Genomic DNA, 23,884 nt, shown 5'->3' with positions numbered 1-23,884 from the left:
ATAAATTACGTCTAATTTAAACTATTAACTCATGAAAAAAATTTACATTCTTTTATTTAGTATTGTATGTATTCACCAAATAAATGCGCAATACACATTAATTCCAAACTCTGCTTTTGAACAATATCTAATAGATCAAGGGATGGACAGCGAAGGAATCCATGACGGACAAGTATTAACAAGTGATATAGCAATTGTTAATAGCTTAGATATTCCATATACGATATCCGATATTACAGGGATTCGAGATTTTACTGCATTAACCTATTTAAAAACATCTGATATTACAGCGCTTGATGTAAGTGGTTTAACAGCTTTACAAGAATTAGATCTATCCATAAATACTGGTTTACAAACATTAAATGTTACTGGTTGTACAGGATTAGTAGATCTAAATATTAAACTTACTTCTTTAGATACTTTAGATTTAAGCACGTGTACTTCTCTTGAATCTATAAACATGTATAAATGTACTATACGCCACTTAGATCTTCAAGGTTTAACTTCTTTAAGATCTATTAATGCAGATGAATCCTATTTAAGTACTCTAAATGTTACTGGTTGTACTTCTTTAAGTGGTATTAATATTGACGAAACCAGTATTCGTAGTTTAGATTTAAGTAATAAACCAGCATTAATAAATTTTGGTGTATTTGATGCTAATCTGCAAGAATTAAATGTAACCAATTGTATCAATTTAGAAAGATTAAGTTTTAGGTGGAATAGTAGTTTAAATGCTATAGATTTAACTAATTGTACTAAAGTTAATACTATTATTTCCGATGGTAGGATTACATTAACAAATTTAGACACAAGTAATTTAATAGACATAGAGAGTTTCTATTTAGAAGGTGTTTCCGTTAACCATCTAGATCTTTCTAATAGTACCAATTTAACTTCTGTTGGTTTTAATAATTCTACTATTGGTAGCGTAGATTTAAGAAACGGAAACAATACTAATATTACTAGTTTTAGTCTATATAATGTAAATATAGATTGTGCTAATGTAGATGATGAAGTGTTTTCTACTGCTAATTGGACAAATATTAATTATTCTTCTGTGGTTTTTAGTAATGATTGTCAAACTTTAAGTACTAATGAAAATCAATTAAATACTATTAGTATGTACCCAAATCCAGTGGTTAATAACTTGCATATTGGTTTAAAAAACAACCAAATTTTAAAGGGAATTACTATAGTAGACCTACAAGGAAAGCAGTTGTTAACAACTACAGAAACTGCTATAGATTTATCGTATTTAAGCTCAGGATATTATTTTGCTTTAATAAACACCGATCAAGGAAAAAGTGTAAAAAAGATATTGAAAAAGTAAATATAATAACGACATAAATTTTTTAAAAGTCTTGTTTCATTTTATAACAAGGCTTTTTTATTTTAGTACCTTTATAGTGTTAAAAACAACCAACTTTAATACTTAAAAAAATGAACATTTCTATCGGAAACGATCACGCAGGAACAGATTATAAATTTGCTATAATTAAGCATTTAGAAGCAAAAGGAATTACAATAAAAAACTACGGAACAGATAGTAATGATAGCGTAGATTATCCTGATTTCGTGCATCCTGTAGCAAATGATGTAGAAAACAAAAAAGCAGATTTTGGTATTATTATTTGCGGAAGCGGTAATGGTGCAAACATGACAGCAAATAAACATCAAGGTATTCGTTCTGCATTATGTTGGACCAAAGAAATTACCGCACTAGCAAGACAGCATAATGATGCTAATATTTTAAGTATTCCTGCAAGGTACACAGCATTACAACAAGCTATTGAAATGGTAGATACTTTTTTAGAAACTAAATTTGAAGGAGGTCGTCACCAAAATAGAGTAAATAAAATTCCTGTGAATTGTTAAAATGAGTCATGTACACTCACATAACCATGCGCAGGATACAAAAGATCTAAAAGGGCAAAAGCTGTTAATTACTATATTTTTAAATATAATAATTACTGTAGCACAAGTTATAGGAGGTTTAATTTCTGGAAGTCTATCTTTATTAAGTGATGCATTACATAATTTTAGTGATGTTATATCATTAATAGTAAGTTATATAGCAGCAAAATTATCTAAAAGAAAAGCATCTATACATAGAACTTTTGGTTATAAACGTGCCGAAATTCTTGCTGCTTTTATTAACGCTTCCACCTTAGTTATTGTGGCTATTTTATTAATTATAGAAGCGGTTAAACGTTTTAATAATCCGCAAGAAATAGAATCAAATTTAGTAATATGGTTATCTATTATAGCAATTTTAGGTAACGGATTTAGCGTTTTACTACTTAAAAAAGAGGCTAAAAATAATATAAATATGCGTTCTGCTTATCTGCATTTATTTACAGATATGTTGGCTAGTGTAGCCGTATTAATAGGAGGATTGTTAATGAAATATTTCCAATTATTTTGGGTAGATAGTTTACTAACTTTATTAATTGCTTTGTATTTAATTTGGGTGGGCTATGATTTATTAAAAACATCCACTCGAATGTTAATGCTATTTACACCAGACGATATTAATATAAAAGAGGTAGTAAGAGCTGTTAATAAACTACCTAAAGTCAATAAAATACATCACGTACATATCTGGAATTTAAGTGATCACGAACTACATTTAGAAGCACATTTAGACTTAACAGAAGATATTTCTACAACTGCTTTTAATGATTTACTTATAGATATTGAAAAGGTATTACATGACCAGTTTAATATTAACCATGTCACCATTCAACCAGAGTTTAATAAAGAAGATCCTAAAGAAGTAATTGTACAAGATTAATGTATCTATTCCTTAAAAAAAAGAATCTCATTTAATTAGAGAAGCAATCCAGCTCCAGAAAATAATATAAAACCATGTTAAAAATTATAACCAAAACCTTTAAAGAACTTAACACACAAGAGTTATACGAAATATTGCAATTACGATCCCAAGTTTTTGTAGTAGAACAGGATTGTGTGTATCAAGATATAGACGGAAAAGACCAGAATGCACTACATGTGATAGGTTTTAAAGACGATAAAATAGTTGCATATACGCGTATTTTTAAACCAGGATTATACTTTGATGAAGCTAGTATTGGTAGAGTAGTAGTGTCAGAAAATGAAAGAAAACATAAATATGGTTATACTATTATGGAAGCTTCTATAGCTGCTGTTAAAACGACTTATGACCAAACTATTATTAAGATTTCTGCACAATGCTACTTAAAAAAATTCTATAATAATTTAGGGTTTCATGAAATAGGAGCAGAGTACCTTGAAGATGGAATACCACACATTGCAATGCTGAAAAACTAGCGTTTTTCGGCAACATGTGTAATTAAAATTTCTACGCGTCTATCAAATTTAGGATCGCCACCAAGTGGAAATTTTCTACGCATGCCAATAAAACGCATGCGTCTTTTACTTACTCCTTTTTTAATAAGATAATCGTAAATAAATTTTGCGCGAGCTAACGATAAATTACGCTGATTTGTTTTCCTATTTACTGCATCTCTAGAGTTTTGTGTGCAACAGACATGCCCTTCAATAGAAAAGTAAATATTATCTTCTGCTAACAATATATTCGCAATCTCTTCTAAGGTACCTTTAGAGTCTTTTGCAAGCGTAGCATAACCTGTTTTAAAGTAAATATTTTCTAATCTAATCTTATCTCCTTCCTTTACATTGTGATTGGCAATATCTTGTGTCGTTTTTTGATTTTTAGCTCTAGGAATACTGTCTTTAGCGGTTTCTACAACAATTTCTTCTTTCGCTTTTGGTACTTGTTTTGTTACTATAATTTCTACTTTTCGGTTTAAACCTCGTATTTTATCTACTTGATCTTCCTTTATAATTTTTAGTAAAACTTCGCCTTTTCCATCTACATTACTAATTAGAGATTCGTCTAATTCATTATTAGAAAAAACGGTTTTAATAGCGTTTGCTCTGTTTTGTGATAAGGTTAAATTGTAGTGGGCACTTCCTCTATCATCACAAAAACCATAGATGGAAATCTTTTCAATATCAATGCCATCTAAACCAGAAATAAATAATAATAATCTATTTTCTTCGGTAGATAAAACATGGTAATCATCGGTTTCAAAATAGACTTCGTGTGTTAATTTTTCTTGTGCTAAGACACAAAAAGAACCTATGAAAAGGAATAGATATGTAATTATTTTTTTTATCATAGTGTAACGTTTCTGATCGCTTTCAGAAAAAATCTAGATTTTAAATATACACGTTTTATATTTATTTTAAATAACTCGCATATTTAGAAGGGTTTGCTAAAATTTCGGTAGCTTTTTTAATTTCTAGATTGTGTGTTTTATAGTATTCATATAAACCTTCTCTGTAGCTATGACGTTTTACAATTTCGTCGGTTATCAACCCAAGAATCTGCTCTTTACTTTCGTCAATAGCCTTATTTTTAGATTTGTTTAAATTAGCTAACAACGTGTTGTAATCTTTTTGAATATCATCATCCAACGCTTCTTTTTCTGCTTGTATTAAAACTTCAGATAAAGATTTTTCTGTTTCCGTTTCAAAATTAAAATTATTAGAACTTAAAAAGTTTTTAAAGTCGGAGAAGTCTCCATCTTTCAATAAGAAACTATTAATATCTTCTATATTATTTTTGTAATAATAATCGGTAGCAAAATCAAAAATTAAGAAATTACTACTAATAGCTTTCGTTATTGGTGAGCTTTTAGTGATCGCTAAATCTTCATCTGGAAAAACACCGCCACCATCAAAAACCTTTCTACCGTTTTTCGTTTTAAAGGCATGATAATTTTCTTGTTTTACACGCACAGCATTTCCTTCGTCATCGCGATTCCAATAATCTAATGCCTGTATACAACGTCCGGAAGGCGTGTAATATCTTGAAATAGTAACCTTTAATTGTGTACCATACGTTAGGCTTTTAGGTCGTTGCACTAAGCCTTTACCAAAACTTCTAGAACCTACAATTACCGCTCGGTCTAAATCTTGTAAAGAACCAGAAACAATCTCACTAGCAGAGGCGCTAGAACCGTTTATTAAAACCACTAATGGAATTTCGGTATCTACAGGTTCTGATTTTGTATAGTACGTTTTATTGTATTTTTTCACCTTCGATTTTGTAGTAACTACCAATTGTCCTTTAGGTACAAAAAGGTTTACAATACTTATCGCTTCACGAAGTAATCCTCCAGGATTGTTTCTTAAATCTAGAATAATACGTTCTGCTCCTTGCGTTTTTAAATCTTTTAAAGCATAAGCGGTTTGCGTAGTTGTTTTGGTATTAAACTTACTCAGCACAATATAGCCTGTTTTAGCATCTATCATAGAAAAGTGAGGCACCGCATTAATTTCTATTTCAGAGCGCATAATAGACGCTGTATTTTCTTTTCCTTGACGTACATAAGTAACAGAAACCGATGAATTTGCAGCTCCTTTTAATAAGTTTCCAGCTTCCTCTTTATAGTCTGCAATAGATACGTTGTTAATTTTAATTATTTCGTCTCCAGCTTTTAAACCAGCTTTGTCTGCAGGATAATCTTTATACGGCTCAATAATGATTAACTTATCTTTTAAAGTTCTAACGTTAGCACCAATTCCTGTGTAATCTCCTGTACGTTTAATACGTTCTGCTTCTACATCTTGCTCGTTGTAAAAACGGGTATACGGATCTAAATTAGAAAGCATGCTTTTTATGGCAGCATCCATTAAATCTCCTGGATTGGTTTCATCCACATAATTCATGTTGATCTCTTTAAACAAGGTTGTGAAAATTTCAATCTGTTTAGCGATTTCAAAAAAATCATTTTTAAAAGCAGATCCTGTAAAAAGTATCGTTGCTGCAAATATTGGAATCAGTATTCTCTTTATAAGTCTTGTTTTCATCTGCATTATTGTTTGTTTTTCTTAGTAAGCCATCTTTTAAAGAAAAATATAGCGAAACCTAAAATAAGTATAAAAGGCCATATATGTAATACGCCTAGAAAAAATAAAGATATACCATTAAATCCGGATTTAATAGCGTTAGCCATTTTTGTTCCATACGAAATGGTTACACCGCTTTCTGCTGTTTCTTTGTAGAAGTCAATGTTTATAGTACTTAAGGATACGCGGCTTTGTAAGTATTTTAATCGGCCTTGTTTCGATTCTATTTCTTCTCTAAGGACTGAAAGTTCGCGTTCTATTTCTAAAATTTCTTTTACATTTTTTGCTTTGGAAAGTAATTCTAGATATCTAGTTTCTAGGGTTCTTTTGGCTTGTAAACGCGCTTCAAGGTCTATAAAATCTTCGGTTACGTCTTTGGAAGAAATCCGTTTCGAATCAAAATAAGCAACCTGATTACTTATCGAATCTATTGTTTTTTGAAAACCATTAGATGGCATTCTAATAATTAAACTTCGTGTGATTGTGTTATACGATGTACTAGAATTATCCTCTTGAATAAAACCTTTATTCTGATTTACGAAGCTAAATATTTCCTGATATGTTTTTTCTAAATCTTGGGTTTCAAAACGTAGAAAAGATTCTTTGATAACCTTTTGTTCTATGTTTTCCTTTGAAAGTGAAACGGCTACTTGTGTGTTTGCCCATGTTTCAAAAACCATTTCGTCAACCACAGGAAAACTACCATAAGAAGTTTCTTTACTGCTATTAGAATTAGAACAAGCTAAAGGAAGCGCGAGAATTAATAGAGCAGTTAGAAATTTCATTTTATATGTTATTTGTTTTCGGCGATTTTAATCAAAAACTTGTCAAACATCTTTTTGGTTGCCGTTTCTAATATGGCGTAGGTTGGTTTTTCTTTACCAACATACAAAATCATAAACGCAAAGGATGTTGTAATGTTGTTAAAAACCATGTGTTTATTAAGTCGGTAAGCTTCTCGCATTACACGTTTGATTCTAATTCTATCTACGGCTTTTTTAAAATTCCGTTTAGGAACCGAAACTCCTGTTTTAAGAGGAACCGCTTCCAAAAAGGTTGTTTCTAAATACACAAGACGTAAAGGATATGCCGAGACCGAGTCTCCTTCCGTAAAAAGTTTGGTGATCAGCTTTTCGCTTTTCAGTTTTTCGGATTTGTTATAAGTAAATTTCAAGTATGCTATTTTATGAGTCAAAGGTAATAAAAGGGAATAAAATGAATGCATCTCATTTTCGTTTAAAAACAAAAAGACGAAATACACGTAATAAAAAAACCACCTGAAGCGATATCAAGTGGTTTTATAAAAGAAGTAAAGGTATTCTTTATTTCTTGTTGTTTTCTTTATTAATGTCAGCCATCATTTCTTTAGGATCTATTTGTACGCTGCTTATTGCTTTAGTACCTTCAAAAGTATAGGTTGGATACGCCCAAGCCCAATCTGCTTTAATAGTAGCAGTGGTTGGTTTTTCGCCACGCATCATTTGTAACGGAATGTAAATGTCTTCGGTGGTACCATCTACATACGTTAGGGTAACGTCTAAAGGCATTGGCATGACACCAATTCTTTCTAAGGTTACTTTGTTTCCTTCAATAGTGTTTACCGCGTAATCTATAGTATTTGTAGTTTGCGTAAAATCGATTAAATACCAATCCAGTTCTAATCCAGAAATTTTTTCTGCAGAACGAATAATATCTATTGGTCTTGGGTGTTTGAAAGCAAAATCATTAAAGTATTTTTTAATGGTCTTTTTTAAATTTTCTTCTCCAATAACATAACCTAATTGTGCCATAAAAACCTCTCCTTTACTATAAGCAGAAGCGCTATAGGCTCTGTTATAGTTGTAGCGATCTGCATGTGTACTTAAAGGTTGTTCTTTACCAGATGTTGCTAAACCTAAATAACTTCTATATGCTCCAGAAGTTGGGTTTTCTTTATTGCTATTCATTACAGTGTTCATAGCGTGATCGCTAATATAGCTTGTAAAACCTTCATCCATCCATTCGTGTTTAGACTCGTTTGTTGCCAATAAAAACTGAAACCATGCATGTGCCATTTCGTGAGCTGTTACGCCAATAAGGCTACCAAAGCTACGTTTTCCAGTAATTAAAGTAGACATAGCATATTCCATTCCTCCATCTCCACCTTGAATAATAGAGTATTGATCATAAGGGTATTTACCAATGTTTTCTGAAAAATATTGCATCAATTCAACGATTTTAGGTTGAAATTCTTTCCAAAATTTAAGGTTTTCTGCTGGTAAATCTTTTTTGTAATAGAAATTTAGCAATGGTCCATTAGGTACTTGCATGGTGTCATGAATGTAATCTGGATCTGCTGCCCAAGTAAAATCATGCACATTAGGTGCTTTAAAACGAAGTGTTTTTTTGTTTCCGTTTACTTCTGGATTTCCTTGTAAATAACCTGTTCCACCAACTACATAATCTTTATCGATAGTTAGATTTACATTGAAATCTCCCCAAACACCGTGAAATTCTCTTCCTATATAAGGATCTGCATGCCAACCTTCAAAATCATATTCTGCAAGTTTAGGATACCATTGTGTCATGGATAAGGCAACTCCTTCTTTATTATTTCTTCCAGAACGACGGATTTGCGCAGGAACTTGTGCGTTAAAAATCATATCGAAAGTTACTTTTTCTCCTGGTTGAATTGGTTTAGCTAAATCTACTTCTAAAACGGTACCAACGGTTTCATAACTTAAAGATGTTCCGTTTTGTTTTAAGGAAGAAACCTTAATATATCCAATTTCATTTGGACTTAATTTACTAATTCGGTCTCCTACACGAGGATCTGGATCTGTAATGGTACGGGAACGTACATCCATTTCACTTCCTGGTTGAAATGCATTAAAGAATAAATGATAGTATACTTTGGTTAAAACATCTGGAGAGTTGTTGGTATATACTAAGTTTTGTTTCCCTTGGTATTGAAAGTTGTTTACATCCATATCAATATCCATTTTGTAATCTACATGTTGTTGCCAATATGTGGATTGCGTAATAGAAGTTGTTGGAGTCGTTGGTGTTTCTGGTATGGAAGAAACAGAATTAGTAGAACCACAAGAAACAAGTGAGATACCAAGTGCGACAAGAAATAATTTTTTCATCTGTATAAATTATTAAATAAAAAAGGCATCAATTATCTTGATGCCTTTTTTGTTAGTTTGTATTATTTAGATAATTGCTGTGCCATAATTAAGGCGTTATATACATTTACCATTTTTCCGGATTTGGATAAGGTACCAAAATCTCTTACGTCACTAGCGTCTCCACCAACAACTACTTTTTGATTAATCGGTAAACCAGAATCCATAATGATTTGTTTTACTTGTGCAGCAGTTAATTTTGGATATTGAGACCAAATTAAAGCAGCAACACCAGCAACAGCAGGAGAAGCCATAGACGTTCCGCTTATCGCTTTATATTCATTATTTGGGAATGTAGAATAGATTTGAGATCCTGGAGCAAAAACATCTACGTTTTTATTTCCGTAATTAGAAAAACCAGAAACCATAGAAGAACCATATTTAGATGCTAATGAACCAACACGAATGTAAGTGTTACTAATTTCTACATAGTTTACGTTATCATCTGGAAAATTAGCTTCCGTATCTACATTTTTGCCATCGTTTCCTGCAGCGTGTACAAAAACAACATTATTATCACTAGCATATTTAATAGCATCTCTTACCCAGTCACTATGTGGAGAAAAGCTTTTACCAAAACTTCCGTTAATAACTTTTGCTCCATTATCTACTGCATAACGAATTGCTTTTGCTACATCTTTATCATACTCATCCCCATTAGGTACGGCACGAATACTCATGATTTTAACATTATTAGCAACACCATTTGCTCCTTTACCATTGTTGCGTACTGCTGCTATAATTCCAGTAACGTGCGTTCCATGAATTTCGTCATCTGCAATAGGTAAAACATTTGCATTTCCATAACCAGGTTTATCGTTAAAGTCATCTGGATTATCACCAGTTTTTCTTCCTTTAAAGTCTACGTTATAGTTGGTGTTTAATCTTCCTACTAAACCGTCTAAGGCACCTTTTAATTCTTTTTTAGCTACTTGTATACTTGGTAAACCAAAACCTACCATTTGTGCAGCAACACCTTTGTGTTCTGTTAACTTTTCGTCTGTAGTTTCTAAATTTTTAACTTGATCACTTGTGTAATCAGCAGTTTTAAAATGTGCAGTAAAATCTTTATCTGCTTCTACTAATGACGCATAAATTTGTTCATAACGTGTTTTTGTTGGAACCATTCCTGCAATTCCTTCTTCTAAACCAGCTTTAGCATCCGCAAAATGAGGCACACTTGTATCTCCTTTTGCCACTATTCTTGTCATTTCTAATTGCTCATCATAACCATCACCTAGAAAATTCCAACCATGGATATCATCTATATAACCGTTTTTATCATCATCAATTCCGTTTCCAGCAATTTCTTTAGTATTCGTCCAAATTACACCATTTAAATCTTCATGATTAATATCAATTCCAGAATCTATAACAGCAACAATTACTGTTTTTCCAGATTTTCCTTTTATAATTTCAGCGTACGCTTTATCTACGCTCATTCCTGGAATAGTATCTTTTACAAGATCCAAATGACTCCAGTTATTTTTTTCGTTTTCGGTTAAGTCTGCTTCTTTTAAAGAAACAGTATCAATGTTTTCAAGAGGTGTAGATAAAATTTCTGCTCCACCACCACAGCTAGTTAAAACAAGCGCTAAGCTTCCTACTAGTAAAAAAGGTTTAATAATTTTCATAATTAGGTTTTAGTTTTTAAAATATATCATTACAGGTAAAAAGGCTGTCTAGTCGTACTCCTTTTTCTGTATGTTTTACTGTAATAATTTCGTTGTTTGCATCGTGTTCCAAAAATAGGTAATAATTATTATCTGCCGCTAAATTGAGGAAATTTTCTTTTTCGTCTAAAGTCAATAAAGGTCTCGTGTCATAACCCATTACAAACGGAATTGGTAAATGACCAACGGTAGGTAATAAATCTGCCATAAAACAAATGGTTTTTCCTTTATACTGAATCATAGGAATCATTTGTTTGTCGGTATGACCGTTAGCGAAAAAGATATCAAAACCTAAAGCAGAATTTTTTAGAATTTCTTTTTGCGGAAGTGCAGTAAATTTTAGTTGACCACTTTCTTCCATAGGAAGAATATTTTCTTTTAAAAAGGAAGCGACCTCTCTTTTATTAGGCTGTGTTGCCCATTTCCAATGGTCTTGATTACTCCAAAAATGCGCATTTTTAAAAGCAGGCTCATAACCTGTTTTGTATTTATTCCATTGTACACTTCCGCCACAATGGTCAAAGTGTAAATGCGTCATAAAAACATCTGTAATATCATCACGATGAAAACCATGAGATTTTAAGGATTTGTCAATAGAGTCATTTCCCCAAAGGTGGTAGTAACCGTAAAATTTTTCACTTTGCTTGTTTCCCATTCCTGTATCAATGAGAATTAGGCGATTTCCGTCTTCAATTAATAAACAGCGTGCTGCAATATCAATCATATTGTTGGCATCTGCAGGATTGGTTCTGGTCCATAAAGATTTTGGAACAACACCAAACATGGCACCACCATCTAGCTTAAAATTTCCGGAATTTATAGGATATAGTTTCATGTGTTTATGTTTATTGTTTTTCAATGGTCACATGTAGCATCCATTAAACATTATTCTTGGGTATCCAATTTTAGTTATGGATGTTTCCATAAGTATGCAAATTACTAAATAGGAATCGTTATTTATAAAACGTTAAGAATTTATTAAGAAATAACTTGTTTTAAACGTTTACCAAAATCGAAAAGGGCTTTAATTTCTTTGATACTTGCGTGTCTTTCTTTACTAAAAACGAGCAATGCTTTTCCGTTAGATTCCACGTGATAATAAGGATTGCTTTCAAAAAAATGGGTAATGTCATCATTAAAATACTGTTTAATTGCTTGTTCGTCTTCGCCAAGCAGATAAAATCGTTTTGAAAAATCGTCATGATCTTGAATAGGAATATCCTTAAAACCAGCAAAAGCATATACTTTTTCAAGAAAGCCTTCTCTATCTAAAGTAAACTCCGGAATGTTGGTATCTAATTGGATATGAAGCATGGTCGATCTAACGACTTCTTTTGCTATAAATTCTCCTTCAGAAAATTCGATATCAAACATGGTTAATTCTTTGTTTTTAGAACAAAGTTGGTTGTTTATATGATTGACATGCTTTGTTTTAAAAAACAGAAAATGATCTAAATAGGAAACATTTTTTTCTTTTTTAGACACATAACTTAGCGCATAATCTTCGGCTAAAGTTTCAATACTCGTTTGTCTTTTTGTTAAACTTTTTTTAATAACATTTGGCACAGGAAGTAAACGTCTTAATGCAAATGGGTGCTTAGAATCGGTATCGTGAAGATCTAAACCTACAACTTCAAAATGGCCTCCTCTTTTTGAAAAAAGTTCTTGATAGTTATTCAAGTTTTCCATAACCGTATGATCTACAAAATCACAAAGTGAAAAGTCTACAATAATATCTTGGTTTTCAGGAACTGCATTTAGTTTTTCTTTTAATCGGTAATAATTTAAGAAGCTGCAAAAATGCTTTACACTTACGTAATAATTACCTGCGCTATCTTCCTCTTTATACATTAAAACATTCGGTTTTAATACGTTTCTTGCGAATAAAGAAAAACTTTTATTGATAAATATATGTATTAAAAAGGTGACTAAAACACCAGAAAGAATTCCTGTTATTAAGCCAACTTTAAGTGTTAAAATAAGCGTTACAAAAAAGATGATTAGTTGCTCTCTACCAATAGAAAATATTTTCTTAATGTTTTCTGGCGAAGCTAATTTGTAACCGGTATATACTAAAATAGCCATTAAAGCAGGCAGCGGTATTCTGGTTAACTGTGTGCTAAAAAGAAGAATGAATATTACTAAAAAAGTAGCATGAAAAAAGTTAGAAGAACGGTTAGTACCACCGTTATTAACGTTTACAGAGCTTCTTGCTATTACAGTTACCACGTTTAAACCACCAAGAAAACCAGAACCAATAGTTGCTAAACCTAGCGCTTTTAAATCTCTATTCACATTAGATCGTCTTTTTTCTGGATCTAATTTATCTACCGCTTTAATACTTAAAAGGGATTCGATACTAGAAATAAGCGTTAATGCTAAAACACTAGACCAAAATGGCAGACTTCCTATTTTACTAAAGTTAACCGTTGGTAATTGTGAAATGATTTCTTGAAAGGAAGGAATACCAGAAATCATGTATTCTGAAGCAATAGGATTGTTTTCAAGTGCAACCAATTCAAAATAATAACTAAAGCCAATAGACAAAATAACGATCCACATGGGAGCAGGAATGAGTTGAAAATATTTATTTCTAATTTTTCCGTAAAAGGCCATTATAATAAGGCTTAGTACTCCAGCTAAAGCAGCAAAAATAAGCCCAGTTTTATCATAATGTATAGCATCATTTATGGTAACCGGTATTTCTAATAAGTAATCTATAGTATCATCACGTTTAATTTTATGCGCTAGCATAATATGAAATTGCTTGCCAAGAATAATGAGTCCGATAGCAGCAAGCATCCCTTGAATTGCAGAAGAGGGAAAGAAATCTGCCAGTTTACCTAAACGTAAAAAACCTAGAACCAGTAAAAAGACACCAGAGCATATAATAGCGGCGTATGCACTTTCTAAACCTAAGGTGGTAATCGCTACTAAAAGTACACCAACCAAACCGTTGCCAGGACCAGTAATAGTAACATTACTTCCTCCTAATATAGAAACAAGCAGCCCACCTACAACGGCTGCGATTATTCCTGAAATTGGTGGCGCATCACTAGCCATTGCTAAACCTAAACCTAATGGTAAAGCAATAAGACTTACCACAAAACCAGAAAAAATGTTTTTTGGTAATGCTTTAAAAAAAGACATTATTTTCTTTTCTTTTTTTATCATTGAATGATGAGTACGTCTGTTGGTAATTCGGTTAAAATATGTTCTATATCGTGCGGAAATAATCGATCCCAAAAAGTCATTTTACTTGGCGCATTCATAATCAACAAATCTGCTCTAGCAATTTGTGCATAATGACCAATAGAATATCCTTTGGTTCCAAAAATGGGTTGTGATTTTATAACAATGTCTTTGGTATGATCTACCGGTATATTTTTTATAATACTATTTACTCTAGCAGTTTCACGTAGTTTTAAACGTTCTTTTACAATGTTGGCTTTTCTTAAAGACTTGTCATCATCTACCTTAACCGTTATTTTGTCTTGCGTAATTTCTTCAACTATCGTAATTTTTTCAGAACCTAAACGGTTGGCAACATAAAAAGCGGAAGCAATCGTGTTTTCCGTTTTTGGATCCTTTAAACCATTTACAACGACGTGGTTACAAGGCATTCTTTCTATGGAAGGCTTGATAAGCAACAATACAGAACATTTTGCCTGACGTGTTATTTTTCTAGCAATAGAACCTACATAATATTTTAAAAAGTTTTCTTGTTTTAAAGCGCCCAAAATTAGAAGGTCTATTTTTTTTTCTTCAGCAACAGATAAAATAACATCTACAGGATCTCCCGTTTTAAAAACAATATCATACGTTAAAGACTGCGAAACAAAAGGTTCCAAGAGGTTTTTAAATTTCTTAATTTTTTCTGAAGACTCCGCGCCAACATGAATAAGCGTTAGTTTACTTTGAAAAATTAGCGCTAAACGAGATGCTTCAAAAACATTAGCTTTTAAATTTGGGGAAAAGGTGACGCCAATTCCAATAGTATGAAAAGGTTTTAATAACACTATATTTTCATTCGTTTTAGGACTTGAAAGATAGTATTTTTTTAAAAACTCTAAACTCATATTGTAAATAGATATCCATTATAATTGTAATTATTTAGTATTTTCACGCAAAAAAAACGTAGATGTTAGAATTAGCTGGAATTATTATTTTAGGAATATTGGCGCAATGGGTTGCTTGGAAATTTAAAATACCAGCCATTTTACCTTTAATTCTTATCGGTTTATTGGTAGGGCCAATTGCTGCAGAATTTTTATCTCAAGATGGTACCAAATGGATTGAACCTATTTGGAATGGAGAAGAAGGCTTATTTCCTGGTGAAAGCTTATTCTACTTTGTGTCGTTAGCGATTAGTATTATCCTTTTTGAAGGAGGTTTAACGCTTAAAACTAACGAAATTAAAAACGTCGGACCTGTTATTACTAAATTGATAACCATAGGATCTTTAGTTACTTTCTTTGGGGCAGCAGTTGCAGCACATTATATCTTTTACTTGAGTTGGGAATTATGTTTCTTGTTTTCGGGATTAATAATAGTTACGGGACCAACTGTAATTACACCAATTTTAAGAAACATACCATTAAAGAAAGATGTTTCGGCAGTTTTAAAATGGGAAGGCATTCTTATCGACCCAATTGGAGCCTTGGTTGCGGTATTGGTTTTTGAATTTATTACCGTAGAAGGTGGTGGAGAATTCACCAAAACAGCATTTATTGAATTTGGAAAAATTGTTCTTTTCGGATTTACCTTCGGATTTACCTTTGCACACGCATTAAATTTTATCATCAATAAAAAATGGGTGCCACATTACCTGTTAAATGTATTTGCATTAGCTGCTGTTTTAGGGGTTTTTGTATTAGCCGATACTTTTGCACATGAATCAGGTTTATTAGCGGTTGTGGTCATGGGAATGGTTCTAGGAAACTCGAATTCGCCGTACTTAAAGGAACTTCTTTATTTTAAAGAATCTTTAAGCGTTTTGCTAATTTCTATTCTTTTCATATTACTCGCTGCAAATATTAATATGACCGATTTATATTTAATTTATAATTGGAATACAGCAGTACTATTTGCTGTTGTGGTATTTATTATAAGACCTATTGGTGTGTTTTTAAGCACTAGAGGTTCTACGTTAAAAACGAATGAAAAATTATTTATTAGTTGGGTTGGTCCTCGCGGAATTGTAGCTGCTGGTATTGCGTCTTTATTCGGATTAAAACTAGCAAAAGAAGGTGTTCCCGGAGCAGAGTATATTACACCTTTGGTTTTTATGATTGTACTTGGAACCGTTTTACTAAATGCAACAACAGCACGTTTGTTTGCAAAACTAGTTGGTGTTTTTTTAACAAAATCGGATGGAATTTTAATTGTTGGTGCTGCTAGAGTTTCTAGATTATTAGGACATTATTTAGAATCTCACGGAAGACATGTCGTGTTAATTGATAGTAATCAAAACAATATTAATAAAGCAAAAGAACTCGGTTTAGAAGCGATAAGCACTAATATTTATTCCGATTCTTTAATGGATAATATAGAACTGAATGATGTTGGATACTTAATGGCATTAACAGGAAACACAGAGATTAACAAATATGCTATCGATAAGTTTAGCAAAGAATTTGGAGAAAATGGCTCGTTTAGATTAGTAACGCAAGAGGAAATGAATGATGGTAATAACAACCCGAAAGAAGGCTTATTTAGTCATACAGACGATTATAACAATTTAGTTACCGTTGCAAAGAACTTTCCTTCTATTCAAGAAATCGATATTGAAAATAAAGAGCACTATAAAAACTTAATAGAAATTACAAATAGTAACAAAAACATCATTCCTTTATTCTTTAAAGATGATGATGGCGAATTGCATATTATATCTTCTTATAATACAGAAATACAAGATATAGGTGAAAATTGCCAATTGGTGTATTTAGGAAAACCTTTTGATGTGGAAAATATTGCATTAGTTCCGGAGAAGGTTAACATTTCTTAAACATAAATCGATCTAAACACAGAACTACTTTGAACACTTTTTGCGGTATTTAACCGTTACCAATTAGACATAAAAAATCCCTTTGAAAAAAGGGATTTTTTATTTTATAAAAGAAAAGGTTGTGTTTTAGCTTTAATCATTCAGCTTTAAAACAGCCATAAATGCTTCTTGTGGTATTTCTACATTACCAACTTGACGCATACGCTTTTTACCTTTCTTTTGTTTCTCTAAAAGTTTACGTTTACGTGAAATATCTCCACCATAACATTTTGCAGTTACATCTTTACGTAACGCTTTTACTGTTTCTCTAGCAATAATTTTTGCTCCAATTGCTGCTTGAATTGGAATATCAAATTGTTGTCTCGGAATTAATTCCTTCAGTTTTTCACACATTTTCTTACCAATATTATGTGCATTATCTGCGTGTATAAGTGCAGAAAGTGCATCTACTGGTTGTGCGTTTAATAAAACATCTAATCGTACTAGTTTCGATACTTTCATTCCAATTGGATGGTAATCAAAAGAAGCATATCCTTTAGATACTGTTTTTAAACGATCATAAAAATCGAAAACAATTTCTGCCAAAGGCATTTCAAAAGTTAACTCCACACGTACAGAGGTTAAATACGTTTGATTTATAATCATACCACGCTTTTCGATACAAAGCGACATCACGTTACCAACAAAGTCCGATTTTGTAATTATGGTTGCTTTAATAAAAGGTTCTTCCACACGATTTACGGTAGAAGGATCTGGTAAATCGGAAGGGTTATTTACTATAAACGGTTTGTCTGGATGTTTGTTTGTAAACGCGTTGTAAGATACATTGGGAACCGTTGTAATAACCGTCATATCAAACTCACGCTCTAAACGTTCTTGAATAATTTCCATGTGTAGCATTCCTAAGAATCCACAACGGAAACCAAAACCTAATGCCGCAGAACTTTCTGGAGCAAAAACTAAAGAAGCATCGTTTAATTGTAATTTTTCCATAGAGTTTCTAAGCTCTTCGTAATCTTCGGTGTCTACCGGATAGATTCCTGCAAATACCATTGGTTTTACATCTTCAAAACCTTCTACAATATTGGTTGTTGGGTTTGCAAAATCAGTAATTGTATCTCCTACTTTTACTTCTTTTGCTGTTTTAATACCGGTAATTAGATAACCTACATCCCCCGTTTTTACACTTTGTTTTGCAACTTGTGTTAGTTTTAAGGTACCAACTTCATCGGCATTATATTCTTTATCTGTAGCAACAAATTTTATTTTTTGTCCTTTTTTAATTTCGCCATTAAAAACTCTAAAATAGGTTTCAATACCTCTAAATGTATTGTAAACAGAATCAAAAATTAAGGCTTGTAAAGGTGCGTCTGGATCTCCTTTGGGAGCAGGAATACGCTCTATAATTGCTTTTAAAATATTCTCTACACCAAAACCTGTTTTTCCACTTGCGTGAATAACGTCTTCTGGATCACAACCTAAAAGATCTACAATATCATCGGTTACTTCCTCAGGGTTTGCACTAGGTAAATCTACTTTGTTCAGTACAGGAATAATTTCTAAATCATTCTCAAGTGCTAAATATAAATTTGAAATGGTTTGTGCTTGAATACTTTGTGCGGCATCTACAATTAGCAAAGCGCCTTCACAGGCAGCAATAGATCGAGAAACCTCGTAAGAGAAATCTACGTGACCAGGAGTATCAATAAGGTTTAATATGTATTCTTGTCCTTCGTATGTATATTCCATTTGTATGGCATGCGACTTGATGGTAATTCCACGTTCGCGCTCTAAATCCATACTATCTAAAAGTTGCGCTTGTTGTTCACGAGCAGTAACAGAACCTGTTGCATCGAGTAAACGATCGGCAAGTGTACTTTTTCCGTGATCAATATGTGCAATAATGCAAAAATTTCTAATGTGCTTCATAATCGTATTCTCTGCTGTAAAAGATTTGCAAATATAGTGCATTTATTACGCTTTTTCACACTTTTGTTTTGTAGGAAAAATAACCATAAATTTATGGATAAACCGTAAAAAAAAGTGCGAAACTATTGGTATATTGCATTTTAAATTCTAATATTATTTTGAATCTAAAAAAAAGTGTTTTATTATTTTTGATTATAATTCCATTAAGTGTATTTAGTCAAGACTTTTCTGTAAAAGGAAAAATCTATGACGCACAAAATACACCTATTTCTTATGCTAATATTGTTCTCTTAAATAAACAAGACTCTACTATTGTCTCTGGATCTAGTAGTAATGATTTAGGGGCCTTTTCTTTAAACAACATTAAACCAAACAACTACCTTTTAAAAGTTTCTTTTATTGGTTTTAATACCTATACAAAAGAAATTCAAATAGATAAAAACGTACATCTTGCTACTATTGCTTTAATAGAAACTAAAGAAAATTTAGACGAAGTAGCTGTAGTTGTAAAAAAACCAACAGTAATAAAAGAAGCCGATCGTTTAATTTTTAATGTAGCAAATACAGCTTTAAGTGAAGGTAATATGATGGAGGTTTTAAGAAGCACTCCTGGCGTTTTGGTTATCGATAATAATATTCGAATAAAAAGCGCATCTCCAACGGTTTATATTAATGATAAAAAAGTACATCTTTCTGGAGATGAGTTAGCGCAATTATTAGAAGGCTCTCCGGCAAATAGTATTAAATCTATTGAAGTGATTACAAATCCACCTTCAAAATATGATGCTTCTAGTGGTGCTGTTTTAAATATTGTAATGGACAAGAATTTAATAACAGGCTATAGAGGTTCTGTTTTTACAAATTACACACAAGGTGTTTTTCCAAGAAGTAATGTAGGAACAACAAATTTTTATAAAACAGAAAAAATTAATGTTTTTGCCAATTATAGCTTTACACAAAACAAGATAAATAGAGAGAGCAATGAGAAGATTAATTTTTTAGAAAACGATGCTATTTCTGAAAAATGGAATACGAATATCGATAGAAACACATGGTCTAAGACGCATAATTTTAATTTAAATTTAGACTACTTTTTTGATGTTTCTAATACCTTAAGCTTTTCTGCTAATTTAGTGTTTCTTCCGTATTATAAATATAAAATTAATAGCGAAACGCTAATTGAAGATGACGAGACATCGACGCCTAATAATTTTAAGTCTAGTAATTTATCTAGAGATCAAAAACACAATTTAGGCTTTGATTTAGATTATGTTCATACTTTTAAAAACGAAGCGAAACTATCTGTAAACGCTCATTATACGCTTTATAATTACAATAGAAAACAGGGTGTTTTAAGCAAGTATTTTTATGAGGACAGTGCAAATAACACATCGAATGCATTTAACACGCATGCAAATCAAGGAACAGATATTTATACTTCGCAATTAGACTACAGTGCAACTATAAATGAAACATCTTCATTTTCAGCAGGAATTAAATCCTCTTTTGTTGTAGCAGAAAGCGATATCACTCAGTTTGATATAGTAGGAGGAAACCAAACGTTAAATACCGATAATTGGGATGCTTTTAATTATAATGAAGATATTCTAGCTGCTTATTTTAGTTATGAAAAAAAATGGAAGAAATGGAGCTTATCTACTGGTTTTAGAATCGAGGAAACCAATATTAGGGGAGAATCTCCAATTACAAATGAAGAAAACAAACAAGACTATTTTAAAGGATTTCCTACTTTTAATTTAAGCCATAAAGTTACAGAGAATGTAAATTTGTATGTTAATTATAAACGGTATGTAGATCGACCTAGCTATCAAGATTTAAATCCTTTTAAGTATTATTTAAACGATAATACGATTGTAACAGGAAACCCAAATTTACAACCCGCATTTGTAGATCACTTGGTTCTTGGTACGACGATAAAAGATAGATATACCTTTGAAGCATATTATAACTATACCGATGCTAATTTTTTAGAATTGCCTATTCAAGACAATGCAGAAAATCAAATCATTTACACACCAATAAACCTAGGTAGCACGGTAGAATATGGTTTTGATTTTTCAACCTATTTTAATGTTACCAAAAATTGGTTTGTATACTTTGTAACCTCATTTTATAATGTTCAAGATCAAGCAACATTAAACAATACACATTTAAAAACAGATACTTGGTCTAATTATTCTGAATTAAGTAATAGTTTTTCCTTTTTAAAAGACAAGAGTTTATCTGCTAACTTAGGTTTCGTTTATATAGGAAAAAATCAACAGGGTTTTCAAACAGTAGATGGTAGACTTGCAACAAATTTTGCAATCAAAAAAACGATTTTAAATAAAAAAGCAACCTTATCCTTATCTGCAGCAGATTTGTTTAACACACAAGATTTTACTGTAAATGCGGAATATTTAGATCAAAATAATTCCAGATACTCGAATCAAGATAATCGGTATATAAAGTTTGGCTTTAGTTATAAATTTGGAAACACGACTTTGGAAACTAATGAGCGTACTAAAGCTCGTAAAGAAAGAGATCGTTTAGAGAAGTAAATTCCTGCGAAGGCAGGAATCTCTTATTAGTAAAGTTAGAGAACCTTTTAAAGTATAAAACCATTGCAGACAATTTAGAAAACCTTTTTTGTAAAGTCTTTGATTTCCCTTTGGTTTATTTTAATCAATAAAAAGATTCCTGCCTACGCAGGAATTTATTAGTCCTGCCACTCTGCAACAAACAAGTTCGTATCCGAATTAATATATTTCAGAATATCGCTAATCGCTCCATTCTGCAATAAATAAATTTGTATCATGTCCTCCTCCATTATTTCTATTCGAAGAGAATACCAAGTATTTACCATCATTAGAAAACACCGGAAAAGCATCAAAAGTAGTACTATGCGTAACGCGTTCTAAGTTTTTACCATCGATATCAATTAGGTATAAATTAAAAGGAAATCCGCGAGGGGATTCAAAATTAGAAGAGAATAGAATTTTCTTTCCGCTAGGGTGAAAAAACGGACTCCAATTTGCGTTTCCTAAGTCGGTTAATTGTTTTAAGTCACTCCCATCTGCATTACAAATATAAAGCTCCATTTCTGTTGGTTGTACTAAACCTTCCGTTAACAAATCTTTGTATTCTTTAATCTCTTCTTCCGTTTTTGGTCTAGAAGAACGGAAGATAATTTTTGTCCCATCTGGAGAAAAGAAGGCGCCTCCATCATAACCTAATTCGAAAGTAATTTGCTTTACATCGCTTCCGTCTAAATTCATAGTGTATAAATCAATATCACCATTTCTAGTCGAAGTAAATACAATTTTATCACCTTTAGGAGAAACGGTTGGTTCTGCGTCATAACCAACTTCATGCGTTAATTGTGCGGTTATATTTCCTTTTAAATCTGCTACAAAAATATCATAGGTATCATAAATTGGCCAGATATATTTTCCGTTTTTACGCAAAGGAGTTTCTGGGCAAGCAGCATCTCCCAAATGTGTGGAAGCATAAATAATATGCTCGTTATCTGGTAAAAAATAAGCGCAGGTAGTTCTTCCTTTTCCTGTGCTAATCATTGGTGGGATTTTATCTTTAAAGATTTCGTCCGCATCCATTAAAAACATTTGATCGCATTCTACATTCCAGTCTTTGTTATTGGATTGAAATATTAATTGCTTGTCATCAAAACTCCAATATGCTTCGGCATTATCTCCACCAAAAGTAACTTGACGTATATTTTTAAAATGAATTTCTTCCGGATAGATTAAAGAATCTACCCATTTTGTTGCTCCTGTTGTAGCATCTCCAGTTTTAGAGGTATTCTGTTTACAGGAAACAATAGATAAAACAAGTAATATATAAAGTACGTAGTTTTTAGTCATGATTTTTAACTTAAATTGCATTTAATACCTAATTTTGTGTAAAACTAATATTTATCATAATGAAATACAGCATTCTCGTCATTTTTTTAATTCTATTGAGTTCTTGTAAAAAAGAAATGGTTGCACCAGAAGTGTCTATCCAAGAAGACGTAGCCTTTTTAGCAGATGATGCTTTAGAAGGAAGACAAACAGGAACAGTAGGTGAGCAAAAAGCAGCAGAATACATTGCAAAGCGTTTTCAGGATCTAGGTTTACATGCCAAAGGAACCGATGGTTTTTTCCAAACGTTTTCCTTTAAACCAAAAACAGATCCGCATCAAGAAGTGAATTATACCGTAAAAGATGGAGACAGCACGATTACAGGAACCAATGTCGTTGGGTATATAGATAACAAAGCAGAAAACACCGTTATTATTGGAGCACATTACGATCATTTAGGGTATGGCGCAGAAGGTTCTTTATATAGAGGCGAAAGAGCTATACACAATGGTGCAGATGATAATGCAAGTGGTGTAGCAGTATTGTTAAACTTGGCAAAACGATTAATGAAAGGGAATATCAACAACAACTACCTGTTCATTACTTTTTCTGGTGAAGAAATGGGATTATTAGGTTCTAACTATTTTGTGAAAAACCCAACAATGGATACCAAAAAAGCAAACTATATGATTAATATGGATATGGTTGGTAGATTAAAAAAGGATAGCACTTTAGCGGTTTACGGTGTTGGTACTTCGCCAATATTTAAGCAAACTTTAAAAGCGAATAATAACCGATTTAAATTGGTGCAAAAAGAATCTGGAGTAGGACCAAGTGATCATACTTCGTTTTATAACGCAGATATTCCGGTGTTGCATTTTTTTACGGGGCAGCATGAAGATTATCATAAACCATCTGATGATACAGAGCGTTTACATTTTAACGGTATGCAAGTGATTTCAAATTATATTTTTGAAATTATTACCGACTTAGATAATAACGGGAAACTTCCTTTTAGAAAAACTAAAAACGAAAGCGAAGATGTACCACGTTTTAAAGTGGGACTTGGTGTAATACCAGATTATTTATACGATGGAAAAGGCATGCGAATTGATGGTATTAGTGAAGATAAACCAGCACAAAAAGCAGGATTACAAAGAGGTGATGTGGTTGTAAAACTTGGCGAAATTGCCGTGATAGATATGACAACCTATATGATCGGATTATCCAAGTTTGAAGAAGGAGATACAACTACGGTTATTGTAGAAAGAGCAGGAGAACAGGTGGAAGCTGAAATTCAGTTTTAACTTCTAGTAATCC

At 32.2% G+C, this 23,884-nt stretch carries 18 protein-coding genes; 7 read left to right on the top strand and 11 right to left on the bottom strand.

Annotation, left to right across the window (positions count from 1 at the left end):
* Positions 1-31: 31 nt before the first annotated feature.
* The 4 genes from ACVCZW_RS15200 (at position 32) to ACVCZW_RS15185 (ending at position 3,315) form a co-directional block, all read left to right on the top strand.
* Positions 32-1,333 (top strand): T9SS type A sorting domain-containing protein, encoded by a 1,302-nt coding sequence (locus tag ACVCZW_RS15200; RefSeq protein WP_452232798.1) that lies wholly within the window; start codon positions 32-34, stop codon positions 1,331-1,333.
* Between the two features lie 110 nt (positions 1,334-1,443).
* A complete protein-coding gene (gene rpiB / locus ACVCZW_RS15195; protein WP_452232797.1) occupies positions 1,444-1,878 on the top strand; it encodes a ribose 5-phosphate isomerase B in 435 nt (144 codons plus the stop codon).
* 1 nt (position 1,879) lies between these two features.
* Positions 1,880-2,797: a cation diffusion facilitator family transporter gene (locus ACVCZW_RS15190; protein WP_452230537.1), complete on the top strand. Its 918-nt coding sequence runs from the start codon at positions 1,880-1,882 to the stop codon at positions 2,795-2,797.
* A gap of 74 nt (positions 2,798-2,871) precedes the next feature.
* Positions 2,872-3,315 (top strand): GNAT family N-acetyltransferase, encoded by a 444-nt coding sequence (locus ACVCZW_RS15185; protein ID WP_452230536.1) that lies wholly within the window; start codon positions 2,872-2,874, stop codon positions 3,313-3,315.
* Here ACVCZW_RS15185 and ACVCZW_RS15180 read toward each other — a convergent pair.
* From ACVCZW_RS15180 to ACVCZW_RS15140, 9 genes are all read right to left on the bottom strand, one after another.
* Positions 3,312-4,187, bottom strand: coding sequence for an OmpA family protein (locus ACVCZW_RS15180; protein WP_452231163.1), 876 nt, complete (start codon positions 4,185-4,187; stop codon positions 3,312-3,314). The genes ACVCZW_RS15185 and ACVCZW_RS15180 overlap by 4 nt on opposite strands.
* A 64-nt stretch (positions 4,188-4,251) precedes the next feature.
* On the bottom strand, positions 4,252-5,886 hold the full coding sequence (locus tag ACVCZW_RS15175) for a S41 family peptidase (protein ID WP_452232796.1): 1,635 nt from the start codon (positions 5,884-5,886) through the stop codon (positions 4,252-4,254).
* A 5-nt stretch (positions 5,887-5,891) separates the two neighbouring features.
* A complete protein-coding gene (locus tag ACVCZW_RS15170) occupies positions 5,892-6,710 on the bottom strand; it encodes a DUF4349 domain-containing protein (protein ID WP_452230534.1) in 819 nt (272 codons plus the stop codon).
* Positions 6,711-6,718: 8 nt separating this feature from the next.
* Positions 6,719-7,099 carry a ribonuclease P protein component gene (locus ACVCZW_RS15165; RefSeq protein WP_452230533.1) on the bottom strand — a complete coding sequence of 127 codons (381 nt, stop codon included), beginning with the start codon at positions 7,097-7,099 and terminating at the stop codon, positions 6,719-6,721.
* 148 nt (positions 7,100-7,247) lie between these two features.
* Positions 7,248-9,053 (bottom strand): M1 family metallopeptidase, encoded by a 1,806-nt coding sequence (locus tag ACVCZW_RS15160; protein ID WP_452232795.1) that lies wholly within the window; start codon positions 9,051-9,053, stop codon positions 7,248-7,250.
* Between the two features lie 62 nt (positions 9,054-9,115).
* Positions 9,116-10,726, bottom strand: a complete 1,611-nt coding sequence (locus ACVCZW_RS15155; RefSeq protein ID WP_452232794.1) for a S8 family peptidase — start codon at positions 10,724-10,726, stop codon at positions 9,116-9,118.
* 16 nt (positions 10,727-10,742) lie between these two features.
* Positions 10,743-11,600, bottom strand: coding sequence for an MBL fold metallo-hydrolase (locus ACVCZW_RS15150; protein ID WP_452230530.1), 858 nt, complete (start codon positions 11,598-11,600; stop codon positions 10,743-10,745).
* Between the two features lie 143 nt (positions 11,601-11,743).
* A complete protein-coding gene (locus ACVCZW_RS15145; protein WP_452230529.1) occupies positions 11,744-13,939 on the bottom strand; it encodes a SulP family inorganic anion transporter in 2,196 nt (731 codons plus the stop codon).
* Positions 13,936-14,844, bottom strand: coding sequence for a universal stress protein (locus ACVCZW_RS15140; protein ID WP_452230528.1), 909 nt, complete (start codon positions 14,842-14,844; stop codon positions 13,936-13,938). The genes ACVCZW_RS15145 and ACVCZW_RS15140 overlap by 4 nt, the downstream gene beginning before the upstream one ends.
* Before the next feature lie 62 nt (positions 14,845-14,906).
* Here ACVCZW_RS15140 and ACVCZW_RS15135 point away from each other — a divergent pair, with 62 nt between their 5' ends.
* The gene (locus ACVCZW_RS15135) at positions 14,907-16,772 is read left to right on the top strand and encodes a cation:proton antiporter (RefSeq protein WP_452230527.1); all 1,866 of its coding nucleotides are present in this window, start codon (positions 14,907-14,909) and stop codon (positions 16,770-16,772) included.
* A gap of 132 nt (positions 16,773-16,904) precedes the next feature.
* Here the strand turns inward: ACVCZW_RS15135 and lepA are convergent, their stop codons facing one another.
* Positions 16,905-18,701 carry a translation elongation factor 4 gene (lepA, locus tag ACVCZW_RS15130; protein WP_452231162.1) on the bottom strand — a complete coding sequence of 599 codons (1,797 nt, stop codon included), beginning with the start codon at positions 18,699-18,701 and terminating at the stop codon, positions 16,905-16,907.
* Positions 18,702-18,859: 158 nt separating this feature from the next.
* Here lepA and ACVCZW_RS15125 point away from each other — a divergent pair, with 158 nt between their 5' ends.
* Complete coding sequence (locus tag ACVCZW_RS15125) at positions 18,860-21,262, top strand: TonB-dependent receptor domain-containing protein (protein WP_452232793.1); 2,403 nt, start codon at positions 18,860-18,862, stop codon at positions 21,260-21,262.
* 219 nt (positions 21,263-21,481) lie between these two features.
* On the opposite strand, the gene ACVCZW_RS15120 is transcribed toward ACVCZW_RS15125, so the two are convergent.
* Positions 21,482-22,606: a TolB family protein gene (locus tag ACVCZW_RS15120; RefSeq protein ID WP_452230525.1), complete on the bottom strand. Its 1,125-nt coding sequence runs from the start codon at positions 22,604-22,606 to the stop codon at positions 21,482-21,484.
* A gap of 38 nt (positions 22,607-22,644) precedes the next feature.
* Between ACVCZW_RS15120 and ACVCZW_RS15115 the strand changes: the two genes are divergently transcribed.
* Entirely contained in the window at positions 22,645-23,871 is a 1,227-nt protein-coding gene (locus ACVCZW_RS15115; RefSeq protein WP_452232792.1) for a M28 family peptidase, read from the top strand.
* Positions 23,872-23,884: the final 13 nt, after the last annotated feature.

This window comes from Lacinutrix sp. MEBiC02595 (assembly GCF_053601555.1).
The sequence above is the reverse complement of the archived record's forward strand: the minus strand, read 5'-3'. Positions and strand labels throughout refer to the sequence as shown.